Annotated in this window: 12 protein-coding genes; 4 read left to right on the top strand and 8 right to left on the bottom strand. The window is 69.5% G+C overall.

The window, feature by feature from the left end:
* Nucleotides 1-4 precede the first annotated feature (4 nt).
* On the top strand, nt 5-883 hold the full coding sequence (locus tag RXV79_RS01915; protein ID WP_316701691.1) for an SDR family NAD(P)-dependent oxidoreductase: 879 nt from the start codon (nt 5-7) through the stop codon (nt 881-883).
* 6 nt (nt 884-889) lie between these two features.
* Here RXV79_RS01915 and dmeF read toward each other — a convergent pair whose 3' ends face one another.
* Nucleotides 890-1,858: a CDF family Co(II)/Ni(II) efflux transporter DmeF gene (gene dmeF / locus RXV79_RS01910; RefSeq protein WP_316701689.1), complete on the bottom strand. Its 969-nt coding sequence runs from the start codon at nt 1,856-1,858 to the stop codon at nt 890-892.
* A 148-nt stretch (nt 1,859-2,006) separates the two neighbouring features.
* Between dmeF and RXV79_RS01905 the strand changes: the two genes are divergently transcribed.
* Nucleotides 2,007-2,768 carry a hypothetical protein gene (locus RXV79_RS01905; RefSeq protein WP_316701688.1) on the top strand — a complete coding sequence of 254 codons (762 nt, stop codon included), beginning with the start codon at nt 2,007-2,009 and terminating at the stop codon, nt 2,766-2,768.
* A gap of 4 nt (nt 2,769-2,772) precedes the next feature.
* Nucleotides 2,773-4,191: an aminopeptidase P N-terminal domain-containing protein gene (locus tag RXV79_RS01900; protein WP_316701687.1), complete on the top strand. Its 1,419-nt coding sequence runs from the start codon at nt 2,773-2,775 to the stop codon at nt 4,189-4,191.
* Here RXV79_RS01900 and RXV79_RS01895 read toward each other — a convergent pair.
* The 6 genes from RXV79_RS01895 to RXV79_RS01870 all read right to left on the bottom strand — a co-directional run bounded on the left by RXV79_RS01895 (nt 4,188) and on the right by RXV79_RS01870 (nt 10,873).
* Nucleotides 4,188-5,789, bottom strand: coding sequence for a flavin monoamine oxidase family protein (locus RXV79_RS01895; protein ID WP_316701685.1), 1,602 nt, complete (start codon nt 5,787-5,789; stop codon nt 4,188-4,190). The genes RXV79_RS01900 and RXV79_RS01895 overlap by 4 nt on opposite strands.
* Entirely contained in the window at nt 5,786-7,333 is a 1,548-nt protein-coding gene (locus RXV79_RS01890) for a polyamine aminopropyltransferase (protein WP_316701684.1), read from the bottom strand. The genes RXV79_RS01895 and RXV79_RS01890 overlap by 4 nt, the downstream gene beginning before the upstream one ends.
* Nucleotides 7,334-7,337: 4 nt before the next feature.
* Nucleotides 7,338-7,556: a DUF350 domain-containing protein gene (locus RXV79_RS01885; RefSeq protein ID WP_316703956.1), complete on the bottom strand. Its 219-nt coding sequence runs from the start codon at nt 7,554-7,556 to the stop codon at nt 7,338-7,340.
* Nucleotides 7,557-7,599: 43 nt separating this feature from the next.
* A complete protein-coding gene (locus tag RXV79_RS01880; protein WP_316701682.1) occupies nt 7,600-9,180 on the bottom strand; it encodes a DUF4178 domain-containing protein in 1,581 nt (526 codons plus the stop codon).
* Nucleotides 9,181-9,202: 22 nt separating this feature from the next.
* Entirely contained in the window at nt 9,203-10,240 is a 1,038-nt protein-coding gene (locus RXV79_RS01875; protein ID WP_316701680.1) for an SPFH domain-containing protein, read from the bottom strand.
* 105 nt (nt 10,241-10,345) lie between these two features.
* Nucleotides 10,346-10,873, bottom strand: a complete 528-nt coding sequence (locus tag RXV79_RS01870) for an FxDxF family PEP-CTERM protein (RefSeq protein ID WP_316701677.1) — start codon at nt 10,871-10,873, stop codon at nt 10,346-10,348.
* Nucleotides 10,874-11,119: 246 nt separating this feature from the next.
* On the opposite strand from RXV79_RS01870, the gene RXV79_RS01865 reads away from it, so the two are divergent.
* Nucleotides 11,120-12,337: an FAD-dependent monooxygenase gene (locus tag RXV79_RS01865; RefSeq protein WP_316701675.1), complete on the top strand. Its 1,218-nt coding sequence runs from the start codon at nt 11,120-11,122 to the stop codon at nt 12,335-12,337.
* A gap of 90 nt (nt 12,338-12,427) precedes the next feature.
* Here the strand turns inward: RXV79_RS01865 and RXV79_RS01860 are convergent, their stop codons facing one another.
* The gene (locus tag RXV79_RS01860) at nt 12,428-13,231 is read right to left on the bottom strand and encodes a carbon-nitrogen hydrolase family protein (protein ID WP_316701674.1); all 804 of its coding nucleotides are present in this window, start codon (nt 13,229-13,231) and stop codon (nt 12,428-12,430) included.
* Between the last annotated feature and the right edge of the window lie 67 nt (nt 13,232-13,298).

Below are 13,298 nucleotides of genomic sequence, written 5' to 3'. Positions count from 1 at the left end.
CACGATGGATTCGTTCGACGGAAAAGTCGCGGTCATCACCGGCGCCGCAAGCGGCATCGGCCTCGGCATGGCGCAAGCCTTCGCCGAAGCGGGCATCCGCGTGGTGCTGAGCGACGTCGAGACCGATGCGCTGGACGGCGCCGCACACGCCCTGCGCGCGGCCGGCGCCGACGTGCACACCGTGGTGGCCGACGTCTCCGACCCCGAGCAGGTGCAGCGCCTTGCGCACGCGGCCCTCAACCGCTGGGGCGGCATCGACATCCTGTGCAACAACGCCGGGGTGGGCGCCGGCACCATGCCCAGCTGGCACAGCACGCTCGACGACTGGCACTGGGTGCTGGGCGTCAACCTCATGGGCGTGGTGCACGGCATCCGCAGCTTCATGCCCATCCTGCTCAAGCAGGGCACGCCGGCACACATCGTCAACACCGCCTCGATGGCCGGCCTGAGCGCGGGTGGCAACCCGGTCTACGGGGCAAGCAAGGCGGGCGTGGTGAGCCTGTCTGAGAGCCTTTACCTCGAATTGCAGCGCAGCCGCTCCAACGTCGACGTCTCGCTGCTGTGCCCGGGCTTCGTCGCCACCCGCATCCTCAGCGCCGAGCGCAACCGGCCGGCCACGCTCGGCGACGCGTCGGCGCCGGCCTCGTCGCCCCTTGCGCAGGCGATGAAGCAGTGGTTCAACGAGCAGGTCGAACAGGGCCTGGACCCGCTCGCCGTGGGCCGGCAGGTGCTGGGCGCGATCCGCGAGCGGCGCTTCTACGTCTTCACGCACCCGGAATGGCTGGGCCAGGTCGAGCACCGCATGCAGAACCTGCTGCAGGGGCGCAACCCGAGCGCATCTCCCTTGCCCGGCATGGAAGAAGCGCTGCGCCGCAGCCGCTGACGACGCTCAGCGCCCGGCGTGCGGGCAGCGGTTGACCTCGACCGACACATGCGCCAGCTCTTCGTGCACCGCCAGGCGCGCGCGGTAGGCGGATGGCTCGAGCGGTGCGTCGGCCACCACGCACACGATGGCGGCGAACTTCTCGCGGCCGACGCGCCACAGGTGCAGGTCGGCCACCTGGGCGTCGCCGTCGGACTCGATCGCCTCGCGCACCTGCTGCGTGAGCGGCAGGTGCATCTCGCGGTCGAGCAGCACCGCCGCCGACTGGCGCATCAGGCCCCAGGCCCACACGCCGATCACCACCGCACCAGCGATGCCCACCACCGGGTCGAGCCAGGTCCAGCCGAGCCACAGCGCCGCCGACAGCGCGCCGATCGCGAACACCGAGGTCAACGCATCCGCCAGCACGTGGGCGTAGGCGGCGCGCAGGTTGAGGTCGGCGTGCTCGTGGTGGTGATGGTCGTGGTCGTGCCCGTGGTCGTGGTGCCCGTGGTGGTCGTGATGGCCGTGCCCGCCCTGCGCCCCGTGCAGCAGCCAGGCCGACGCGAGGTTCACCACCAGGCCGATCACTGCCACCACCAGCGCCGAGTCCGCCTGCAGCGGCTCGGCCCGCCACAGCCGGCCCGCCGATTCGACGACGATGCCCACGCCCACCAGCCCCAGCACCAGCGCACTCGCAAAGCTGCCCAGCACCTCGATCTTCCAGGTGCCGAAGGCGTAGCGCGGGTCTTGGGCATGGCGGCGAGCCAGCCAGTAGGCACCGGCCGTCACCGCGAGCGCGAGCGCGTGGGTGCCCATGTGCCAGCCGTCGGCCAGCAGGGCCATCGAGCCTGTCCACCAGCCGGCGGCGATCTCCACCACCATCGTCAGCAGCGTGATCGCCAGCACCCAGTGCGTGCGGCGCTCGCCCTGGCGATTGCCCGTGTCGAACACATGCGCGTGCTGCCAGGGTTTCAGGTCGTGGGTGTGGGCCATGACGGGTGTACTGCGGAGGTCTCGGTGAAGCATCTTAGCCACGCGGTGTGGCCGCTCGGGCGACCGAATCAACCGTGCGTCGCCCGGGTTTTGACCGCTTTGCGCGCAGGCCTTTCGCCGGGCGGAGGTTCGCGCTACCTTTCAGGCTGTGACCCATGTTCTCGCCCTGCCGTTCCTGCTGGCCATCGCGGTGGCCGGCCACATCCTGCTGAGCCGCGGCGCCAAGGCGCTGGCCTCGGCCGTCTACCCGCTGGCCACCGGCGAGCCGGAAGCGGTGGGCTACGAGCGGCGGGTCTACGGCACCGCCGACCGCGCAATGCTCGAAGTGGTGGCCCTGGTGCTGGCCTCGGGCGTCGTGATGTGGGTGGGCATGACCTGGAAACTCGGCTGGGTCGGCGCTCTCGGCTTCCTGATGCTGCTGGGCGCGGTGGCGCTCGACATGGCGCGCTGGGAGCGGGTCACGGTCAGCGCCAGCTATGTGTGGTTCCAGCGAGGCTTCGGTCACAAGGTGCACCAGGTGGCCATCGAGAACATCCGTGACGTCTCGGTGGTCGAGGCCGATGCCCCGGGCTACACGCTGCGCCACCTCAACCGCAACCGCACCTGCCGGCTCACCATGCGCATGAACGACAAACGCGTGGTGGCCCTGCCCAAGACCGATGCACACGGCGAGGTGGAGGCGGTGGAAGCCCTGGCCAACCACATCCGCTCGCGCCAGCTGCTGGCCGGCGACCGTCAGGCCGTCAAACGCTCGGGCGACGAAGGCAGCGCCGCCGCGGCGCGGGCCGCGCGCGAGCCCACCACGGCCGACCGCGAAATGCTGCGTGAGCTGCGCCGCCTGCGCAAACAGGCCCAGTCGCCCAACCTGCCCCCGGCCGTCAAGCACATTGAAGGCTCCGGCAAGGCGTGACGCGATGAGCGCGGCCGCCTCCGTGCAAGCGAGCCGCACCCCACCCCGTGAACGCCGCGCCGAGTTGGCCCGGCGCCTGAGCGCGGCCGGCGGCGGCATCGCCATCGTGACGACGGCTCCCGAGGTGACCCGCAGCCGCGACACCGAGCACCCGTTCCGCGCCGACAGCTACTTCCACTACCTCACCGGCTTCGACGAGCCGGATGCCACGCTGGTGCTGCAGGCCGACGGCCGCTGCGAGCTCTTCTGCCGCGAAAAGCACGCCGAGCAGGAGGTGTGGACCGGCGTGCGCCTCGGGCCCGACGCGGCGCGCGACACCCTGGGCGTCGACGCCGCGTTTCCCAACGCGCAACTCGACAAGCGCCTGCCCGAGCTGCTCAACCACGCGCCCACGGTGTGGACGATCTTCGGCGGGGGCGGCGCACTGGCGCAGCGCCTGGAGGGCTGGCTGGACGAGGTGCGGGCGCATTCGCACTTCGGCCATGAACCCCCTGCCGCGCACCGCGACCTCGCCGCGCTGCTCGACGAGATGCGCCTCGTCAAGCGCGACGACGAGCTCGCGCTGATGCGCCGTGCCGCCAGCATCTCGGCCGGCGCCCACCTGCGCGCGATGCGCTTCTGTGCCGCACGCTTCCGCGCCGACCCGGCCGGCAGCGTGGCCGAATACGAGATCGAGGCCGAGCTGCTGCACGAATTCCGCCGCCACGGCGCGGCGGGGCCGGCCTACCCCTCCATCGTGGCAGCAGGGCCCAACGCCTGCGTGCTGCACCACAGCGCCGGCCCGGCCCGCCTGCAGGCGGGCGAGCTGTGCCTGATCGACGCAGGCTGCGAGGTCGAGGGCTATGCGAGCGACGTGACGCGCACCTTCCCCGCCAGTGGCCGCTACAGCGCCCCGCAGCGCGAGCTGTACGACATCGTCGTCGCCGCCCAGGAAGCCGCCGCTGCCGCCACGCGGCCGGGCCTGCGCCACCGCGAGGCCCACCACGCCGCGGTGCGTGTGCTGGCCCAGGGCCTGCTCGACACCGGCCTCTTGAGCCACGACCGGCACGGCACGCTCGACGACGTGATCGAACACGCCCGCTACCGACAGTTCTACATGCACGGCACCGGCCACTGGCTCGGGCGCGACGTGCACGACACCGGCGACTACCTCGCCCGCAACGAAGCCCCGTTCGAGCAGCCCGACTACCTGGGCGGCCGTGTGGTCAAGCACCCGTCGCGCAAGCTCGAACCCGGCATGGTGGTGACGCTGGAGCCGGGCCTCTACGTGCGCCCGGCCGAGGGCGTGCCCGAGCGCTACTGGCACCTCGGCATCCGCATCGAAGACGACGCGGTGGTCACCGCAGACGGCTGTGAGCTGATCAGCCGCGGTGTGCCGGTCCAGGCCGATGAGATCGAGGCGCTGATGCGCGGCGCGGCTTAGACAGCGAGACGCTTCCCGACACGCGTGCCGTGGAAGAACGCTTCCTCGAACACCGAATACGCCGACAGATCGCTGTGCGCGAAGTGCACCCGCCCGGCCGGGCGTGACAAGGCCTGCAGGGCCGCGCTGCCGCGCAGGCCCGGCACGGGGATGCTCATCGCATGGCCATAGCGCATGAGGTCGATGCGCTTCACCTTGGCGGGCAGGTCGGGGTGGGCTTTCGCCAGGTCGTCCAGCACCACGCGCGACCAGGCCTCCCAGCCGTCGGAAAGCAGACGGGCGCGGTTGGCGTGCAGCTGCTGCGGGTTGTCACCGCCGAGCGCCCAGTAGCTCGTGAGCACCGTCGGGCCGGGGTGGGGCCGGGTGCTCTGGTGCATGGCGTTCACGTAGCCGAGCGCGGGGCTGCCGTGCAGCACGTTGTCCCAGGCGGGCGGGGCGCCACCGGCGTCGTCGAGCGGGGTGTCGATGTGCAGGTTGGCCACGAGCCAGGGTGCGTGGCGCATCTGCGCCACGGCAGCCGGCAGGGCGGAAGGCGTTGTGGCCAGCAGGCGTTGCGCGATGAAGAGCGGCGCGGCCATCACCACCTGCCTCGCGACCCAACGCTCGGCGCGCTCGGCGGGCGCGTTCCACACGTCGACGGTCACTTCATGGCGGCCCTCGTCCACGCGCAGCGCGATCGAACCCGCATGCAGACGCTCTCGGTGCGGCTGAGCCAGGCGCTCGGTGAGCCAGCCATTCCCCTGCGGCCAGGTGAGCACGCCCTCGCGGGTGTCGGCTTCCGCGTCACCCGGCGCGTGGAACCCATGCCGGCTGGCGAAGTAGTGCAGCCCCGCCCAGGCCGACACCTGCGCGGCCCCGGCGCCATAGTCGTCGCGGCAGCAATAGTCGAGGTAGGTGCGCAGGGCGGCTGCGTCGAAACGATGCTGGTCGAGCCAGTGCGCGAAGCTCTGCGCATCGAGCGCCTGGTGCGCGGCTGTCCACGGGGCGTGCGCGGTCGGCAGGCTGAAGCCGAGCGCAGCGGCTTTCGTCACCGCCTCGGCGAAACGGCGGTATTGCGCGAGCGTGGCCTCGGGTTGATCGTGGACCGGCAGCAAACCTTCCTGCCACTGGCCGCCGATGAAGAGCCGCTCCTGCGGGCTGTGACAGAGGTGGCGCTCGTCGTAGACACGCTTGCCGTGTTCGATGCGGCTCAGGCCGAGCTCTTCCAGCAGCGCCACCACCTCGACATCGGCCTCGCCAGGCACCGGCAGGTAGTGCGCGCCGAGCGGGCAGGCCATGCCGGCGATCCGGTGGCCTCGGCTGTTGCCCCCGGCGCTGTCTTCCAGGTCGAGGAGTTGCACGTCGTCGACCTTGCGCTGCGCCAGCGCCCGTGCACACGCGAGGCCCGCCACACCGGCGCCGACGACGAGTACCTGGGCACGGCGGGTGACGGCAGGCGTGGGCAGCGCGCCGCTCTTCAGGTCGCGCAGGCGGTGGCCGCGGGCGTGCTGCGCGCCGACCCAGCCGCCGTCGTACCGGACTTCCGGTGCACGCCAGCAGCCCGCGACCAGCGGCAAGCCCACCCCCGCCGACAGCAAGGTGCGCCGACGCAGGCTCACGGGTGCACCTTGCCCCATTCCTGCTCGAAGGTCTGCACCAGCACCTGGTTCGACAGGCGGTTCGGCTCGGCCGGCACACGCGCCATGTCGGGCGGGAACTGCAGCAAGCCCGGCAGGCCGTCGACGGTGAGGAAGCGCAGGCCGCTCGGCAGCGCGGTGGGCAGGCGGAAGGGGCGGCGGCTGGCCAGGATGAAGCCCCACTCACCGAAGCTCGGCACATGCGCGTGGTACGGCGTGGTGGTGAGGCCCGCCGCTTCGAGCGTGGCGGCCACTGTCCAGTAGCTCTTGCGTGCGATGAGCGGCGAGGTGGTTTGCACCACCGCATAACCCGAGGCCGAGAGATGCGCGTCGAGCAGCGCATAGAAGCTCGTGGTGTAGAGCTTGCCGAGCGAGAAATTGGTGGGGTCGGGGAAGTCGACCACGATCACGTCGAAGCTGCCGGGGTTTTGCTCGAGCCAGGCAAAGGCATCGGCGTTGACGATCGTGAGCTTGGGCGAACGCAGCGCATCGCCGTTGAGCTCGCGCAGCATCGGTTGCTCGGCGAAGAGCTTCGTCATGTGCGGGTCGAGTTCGACCAGCGTCACCGATTCGACGCTCGGGTGCTTGAGCACCTCGCGCACCGCCATGCCGTCGCCACCGCCCAGCACCAGCACACGCTTGGGCGCACCGTGCGCGGCCATCGCCGGGTGCACCAGGGCCTCGTGGTAGCGGTACTCGTCGCGCGAGTGGAACTGCAAGTTGCCGTTGAGGAAGAGGCGCACCCCGGCGCGCCCCGAGGTGACGACCACACGCTGGTAGCGGCTGGTCTCGCTGTAGACGATGCGGTCGGCGTAGAAGCGGTCTTCGGCCCAGGTGCTGATGCGGTCGGCGTAGGCCATCGCGCCCAGCAGCGCCGCCACCACGCCCACGCAGGCGATCACGTGCGACCCGAGCTGCCGCAGCTCACCGCGAAAGAGCCACAGCGCCCACACCGCGACCGCGGCGTTGAGCAGGCCGAAGAAGGCGCCGGTGCGCACGAGGCCGAGGTGCGGCACGAGCAGCAGCGGAAAAGCGACCGCCACGGCGAGCGCGCCGAGGTAGTCAAAGGTCAGCACCTGCGAGACCAGGTCCTTCAGCGCATAACGCTCGCTGAAGTGGCGCTTCAGGATGCGCATGACGAGCGGGATCTCCAGCCCCACCAGCGTGCCGACCAGCAACACGAGGCCGTACAGCACGAAGCGGAAGCTCATCGAGGGCAGCGCCTGCAACGCAAAGAGCGCCGCCGGCATGAGCCCGCCGATCAGCCCCACCAGCAGCTCGATGCGCAGGAAGTGCGCCACCAGCTGGCGCTCGAAATAGCGCGACAGCCACGAGCCGATGCCCATCGCAAAGAGGTAGCTGCCGATGATGGTGGAGAACTGGAGGACGGAGTCGCCCAGCAGGTAACTCGCGAGCGCCCCCGCCGCGAGTTCGTAGACCAGCCCGCACGCGGCGACGACGAAGACCGACGCCAGCAGCGCCACTTCGGCCGGGCGGATGCGCGCGGCCGGCTCGGTGGTGTTCAACGCACTAGTGGATGGCCGCCGCGACGATCAGGCCGATGGCGATGCACATCGCACCCACCACGATCGCCAACGCCACGTTCTTCTTCTCGACGATCTCGCCCCACAGGTCATACGGGGTGAGCTTGTCGACGATGACGAAGCTGATCCAGAACACGAACACGCCGACCAGCGCGTACAGGATGGACCCGAAGAAGACGCTGGGCTTCAACCATTCGATACCCATCATGGGACTCTCCTTGAGAAATTGAGAAGCAGATGCGGTGACGTCACTTGTGGCCCCCGCCGCTGGAGAAACCACCCCACGACCCACCGCTCGTGCGGTAACCGCTGCTGCGGTTGCTGGCCAGGCAGCTCTGGTATTCCTGCGAGGCTTCGCCGTAGCTGGCGCGCAGCGGCTCGCAGTCGCGCCGGTCGTCGTCGCTGCAGCGGAACATCATCAAGAGCACCACCACGACGAACACCCAGAAGAAGATCTTCGCCAGCAGGCTGGCCGCGTTGCCCGAGGTCGGGCCGGCATCGCGCTTGAGCGCGGCGCTCGTCTCGGGCGCCAGGCGGAAGGCCTTGGCCACGTCGGCCGCATTCAGTGTCTCGCCGGCCGACCAGACCTGCTCGCCTTCGGTCACCTCGAGGTTGAGGCGCTTGCCGCCCGGGCCCTGGTAATCGACGTTGCTCGTGCGCTCGCCGCGCTTGAGCTGCCAGTAGAACTCGCCCAGCACATAGGTGATCCGGCCGGTGTAGCGGTACATCTCGCGGTACTGCGCGCCCTGGTAGCGCACGCCCTGGCCCGAAGGGGCGGGCACGCCGGTGATCGGGGCCGACCAGCTCCAGCCGTCTTCGGCGTCGACGAGGAAGGCGAAACCCTCCTCGCGGTGATAGAGCAGGTACTCGCGCCAGAAGCTTTGCTCGTCTTCGCCTTCTTCGCAACGCTCGACGTAGCCGACCACCTGCCACGCACGGGCTGTCTTGCCGAGCTTGAGCGTGCCCATCCGGCCGAGCGGGATCTGCGGCTCGTCGCCGTTGTCCTGTGCGTAGTGGGCGAGGTCGCCACCGACACCTTTGCCCGCACCGTCGGCCGAGGTGAGGTCGACGACCGCATGGCACTGGTGGCAGACGATCGACTGCGTGGTCGAGAGCTTGATTTCGAGCGAGGTGCCGCAGCTCGGGCACTCGATGCTGCGGGCCTTGAGTGTTTTCTCCGCGCCTTCGGCGAGGCCGGTCATCGCGAGTTCGCTGATCGCGACCGAGCGGCCGATCGACCACTTGGGCGCGCCCGCGTCGCTGTAGTCGAGCGTGCCGACCTCGTCGCGCGTGCTGCGCAGGTCGGCGACCACGAAGCCACGTTCGGTGTTCGGCTTGAAGGGCAGTTCGCCTTGCGCGGCGATCAGCTTGGCGGCCGTGACGGAAGCGACCGTCCACGGCTGGCCCGAAACGACCTGCTGCGCACCGGGGCGCAGCTGTTCGGCCGGCGGGGCGCCGCCACCCAGCTCCGCATCGAATGCGATGACGTAGCGGCCGTTGTCTTCGCTCAGCCAGCCACTGCGGCCGTTGTCGAAGAGCGCATGCCACTCGTTCCAGGTGCCGTCCTTGTAGCGGTACTGCAGGCGGCCCACGAGCGTGAAGCCGCTGCCCTGGTACTTGCCACCCGCGCCTAACTGCAGCGGTGAGTGGTCATCGAAGAGTTCGGCGCTTTCGCCGATCTTGCGCAAAGCCTCGCCCTCGCGGACGAGGGTGCTGCGGCAGAAGCTGCAGACGGCGAAGGCCGACGCGGCCGAGCGGAAGTCGACCGGCGCGCCGCAGTTGGGGCACGCGGCGCGGTAGGCGCGCTGTGGGCTGGGTTCTGTTGCCAAGAGCGGTGCAGGCGCGGGTCGGTCAGACCAGCTTCTTCAGCAGTTCCGCTTTCTTGGCGTCGAACTCTTCCTGCGTGAGGATGCCCTTGCCCTTGAGGTCGGCCAGCTTCTCGATCGTGGCCATCACCTCGTCGGGGCGGATGGCCGCTGCGGCAGCGGCCGCTGCCTGCTGCCCGCCACCTTGCAGGCCGCTGGCCAGCTGCCCCGCGAGCACCTGGCCGAGCGCGACGCCGGCACCAAGGCCCATCGCATCGCCCGCCACGCCACCGCCGCCGGAGCCCGCGCCTTCGGCGAACTTCGGGATCGATTGCGCCGTCTGGTACTGCATGAACTTGCCCATGTCGTTGCCGACCATGCCCATGCCGATCTTCTGGTCGAGGATCTTCTGCAGCTCTTCGGGCAGCGAGACACTTTGCATCGTCACGCCTTCGAGCTTCAGGCCCAGCGCCGCGAACGACGGGGCGGTCGCTTCCTGCAGCGCCTTGGCGAATTCGATCTGGTTGGCCGCGAGGTCGAGGAAGGCCACGCCGCTCGAGGCCACCGCATCCGAGATGTGCTGCAGCATCAGCCCGCGCAGCTGGCCGTCGAGGTCGTTGACGGTGTAGGTGTCACGCGTGCCCGAGATCTCGGTGTGAAAGAGCTTCGGGTCGACGATGCGGTAGCTGTAGTTGCCGAAGGCACGCAGGCGCACGGCGCCGAAGTCCTTGTCGCGGATCGTGACCGGCTGCGTGGTGCCCCAGCGCTGGTCGATCTGCTGGCGGGTGCTGAAGAAGTAGACGTCGCTCTTGAACGGGCTCTGGAAGAGCTTGTCCCAATTCTTGAGGTAGGTGAGCACCGGCAGCGTCTGCGTCGTGAGCTTGTACATGCCGGGGCCGAAGACGTCGGCCACCTTGCCTTCGTTCACGAAGACGGCCATCTGAGACTCGCGCACGGTGAGCGAGCCGCCGTACTGGATTTCGTTGCCAGCCATCGGGTAGCGCCAGGCGAGCACGCCGTCGGCGGACTCCGTCCATTCCAGAACGTCGATGAACTGTTTCTTGATGAAATCCATCAGGCCCATGGTGATCTCCCGTTGAAGAGGCAGACGATCATAGGGGCGAACATGGGCCCGGAAAAAGCAAAAGCGGGCCGAAGCCCGCTTTGCAAGACACACCCGGAATGACGATCAGCTCTGCTGACGGCGGCGCACCGTCGCACCCACGGCCAGCAGGCCCACGGCCAGGAGCGCGTAGGTCCCGGGCTCGGGCACCGGCGCCGCCACGGCGTTCGCGGTGACCATCGCGCCGACATAGCCGACCTGGCCGAACCAGTCGAAGCCATTGCGGCCGGTGACGTCACCCGTCACCACGAACTGATAGACACCGGCGGCGAGGTTGCTGAAGCTGAAGCTCGAGGGCGAGGTGTCGGTCAGCGCGCTGGACAGGCTGCCGCCGGTCAGGCTCAGCGAGCTGATGTCGATGTTGCGCAGCGACGAGAGGTCGAACTCGAAGGTCGCGCCGAAGGAGTCGGCCGCGCCGGTGAGCGTGAAGTTGTAGCAGTCCTCGAAGTGCGTGGTCGACCCGAAGTCGTTGCCAAACACACGCAGCGCCGGAGGGCCCATCACGCCGAGGTTGAATGTCTGGGTGCACGCGGCCGAGGCAGGGGTGCCTGCAACCATTGCCAGCAAGAGCAGAGCCAGCGCCTTGAACTTCATAAACAACCTCCGGGGTGTTTTTGGTGATGTCTGAATACGTATCCGAATGTGCCAGTGCGCATGCCCGCGGTGTTGCAACGCGGCCCCCCGTTCACGGGGCGCGGCGCGTGGGAACGCCCCCCTCGATCAGGTGGAAGAGAACGGTAGATTTTTTCGAAGTGGCCGCGGGGTGTGAAATACCTCTCAGCCGAGGCCGGTTTCCCCGAATTAAGGGCGAACGCACACCGCGCGCGTATGCTGCGGCCCATGTCTGAACTCGCCCCTTCTTTGCGGCTCGCCGTCGTGGGCGCCGGGCCGGTCGGCCTGAGCCTCGCGCTGCACGCCGCACGCGCCTTGCCGCAGGCCCGCGTGAGCCTCTACGACAGCCGCGCCGCCACGCAAGATGTATCGGCCGACCCTCGCACGCTGGCCTTGTCGCTGGGCAGCGTGCAGTTGCTGCAGCGTCTGGGCGCATGGGACGGCGAGCGGGCGCAGGCCATCGCCGAAGTGCATGTGTCGCAGCAGGCGCCTTCGCTCGGCGGGCTGCTGGCCGAGGTGATCGGCGAACCCGAGGTGCGCATCAGCGCCGCCGAAGAGCGGGTGCCGCTGCTGGGCGCGGTGTTGAGCTACGGCGCGATCGTGGCCCCGCTGCAAGCCGCGTGGCTGGCCGCCTGCGAGCGTGAGCCTGGTCGCCTGCAGGCCTGCTTCGGCGCCACGGTGCGCGCCTTGAAGCCCCTGGCCAACAGCGTCGAAGTGGATGCTGGCATCGCCGACAACTTCGATCTGGTGGTGGTGGCCGAAGGTGGCATCTACACGAACGAAGCAGCCAGCTCGGTGGCCAAGCCGGCGAAGCCTCCCCTGCGCCACGACTATGGCCAGCACGCCTGGGTGGGCACGGTGCAGCTCGCCAAGGCCCGCCCCGGCGTCGCCTACGAACGTTTCACGCGCCACGGCCCGGCGGCACTACTGCCGCTGAAAGACGGTCGCGCCGCGCTCGTGTGGTGTGTCAACGCCGAAGACGACCCGGTGCTGGAACTCAACGACACGCAGCGGCTGGCTGTGCTCAACACCCTCTTCCACCCCGAAGTCGGCCCGCTCAGCGCGGTCTCGCCGCTCAAGTGCTTTCAACTCGGGCTGGTCGCCGAACGCACGCTCACGCAGGGCCGCACGGTGCGCATCGGCAATGCCGCGCAAACGCTGCACCCGGTCGCCGGCCAAGGGCTCAACCTCGGGCTGCGCGATGGCTTCGAGCTCGTGCAGGCCTTGGCCCGCTCGAACGACGTCCCAGGCGTGCTGCGCAAGCTGGAATGGCAACGTGCGCCCGACCGCTGGGCCATGATCGCCGCCACCGATTTTCTGGCGCGCAGCTTCACCTGGAAGCTGCCGGGCGCCGGTGCGGCCCGCGGGCTGGGCCTCGCGGCGCTGCAGGTGTTGAAGCCGGTCAAATCGGCGCTCGCGCGCCAGATGATGTACGGCTCGCGCTGAGCAGCGCGCCGGCCGAGCGCCGGGCCGCTCCCAAGCCGGCCGGCATCACCTCGGGGGATCGGCCGCGTACACGCGGCTGAGGGGCCGTCATCAGCACAAGCGCCGGTGTGTCAGCGCCGGCAGCTGCGCACGCACCTCGGCAATGCGCTTCGGGTCGAGCTGCGCCATCGCGACGCCCTCGCCTTCTTCGACCATCGCCAGCACCTCGCCCCACGGGTCGACGATGAGGCTGTGGCCCCAGGTGCGCCGGCCGTTCTCGTGCAGCCCGCCTTGCGCGGCGGCGATCACGTAGCACTGGTTCTCGATCGCGCGGGCCCGCAGCAGCACCTCCCAGTGCGCACGGCCGGTGGTGTGGGTGAAGGCCGATGGCACGGCGATCAGGTCGCACGGTGGCGTCATCAGCGCACGGTAGAGCTCGGGGAATCGCAGGTCGTAGCACACGCTGAGACCGAGGCGCAGCCCACCCACCTCGCAAGCCTGCGGCAGCTGACCCGCCTGCAGCACGCGGCCTTCGTCGTAACTCTCGCGGCCGTTGTCGTAACGGAAGAGGTGGACCTTGTCATAGCGGGCGGCGAGCACCCCCTCGGGGGAATAGACGCAGCTCGCGTTGAACACCCGATCGGCCTGCTCGCTGCGCAAGGGCAAGGTGCCCCCCACGACCCATATGGCATGGCGCCTGGCAGTCTCGGCGAGCATGGCCTGGATCGGCCCCTCGCCTGGCACCTCGGCCAGGGCCAGCTTGTCGCGGTCGTGGTGGCCCATGAAGCAGAAGTACTCCGGCAGCACCACCAGCTGCGCGCCGTCGCGCGCCGCCTGGGCCATCAGGCGGCGGGCGGTCTCGAGGTTGCGTTCCACATCCGGCGTGGCGACCGTTTGCAGCGCAGCAATCCACATGGCGGCTCTCCTGTGTCGGATGTGTGAGAAGGGTCGCACAAGCTTACCGATGCGCCTAAGCCACGCT

Origin of the sequence: Piscinibacter gummiphilus (genome assembly GCF_032681285.1) — a bacterium.
GTDB lineage: Bacteria > Pseudomonadota > Gammaproteobacteria > Burkholderiales > Burkholderiaceae_C > Rhizobacter > Rhizobacter gummiphilus_A.
The sequence above is the reverse complement of the archived record's forward strand: the minus strand, read 5'-3'. Positions and strand labels throughout refer to the sequence as shown.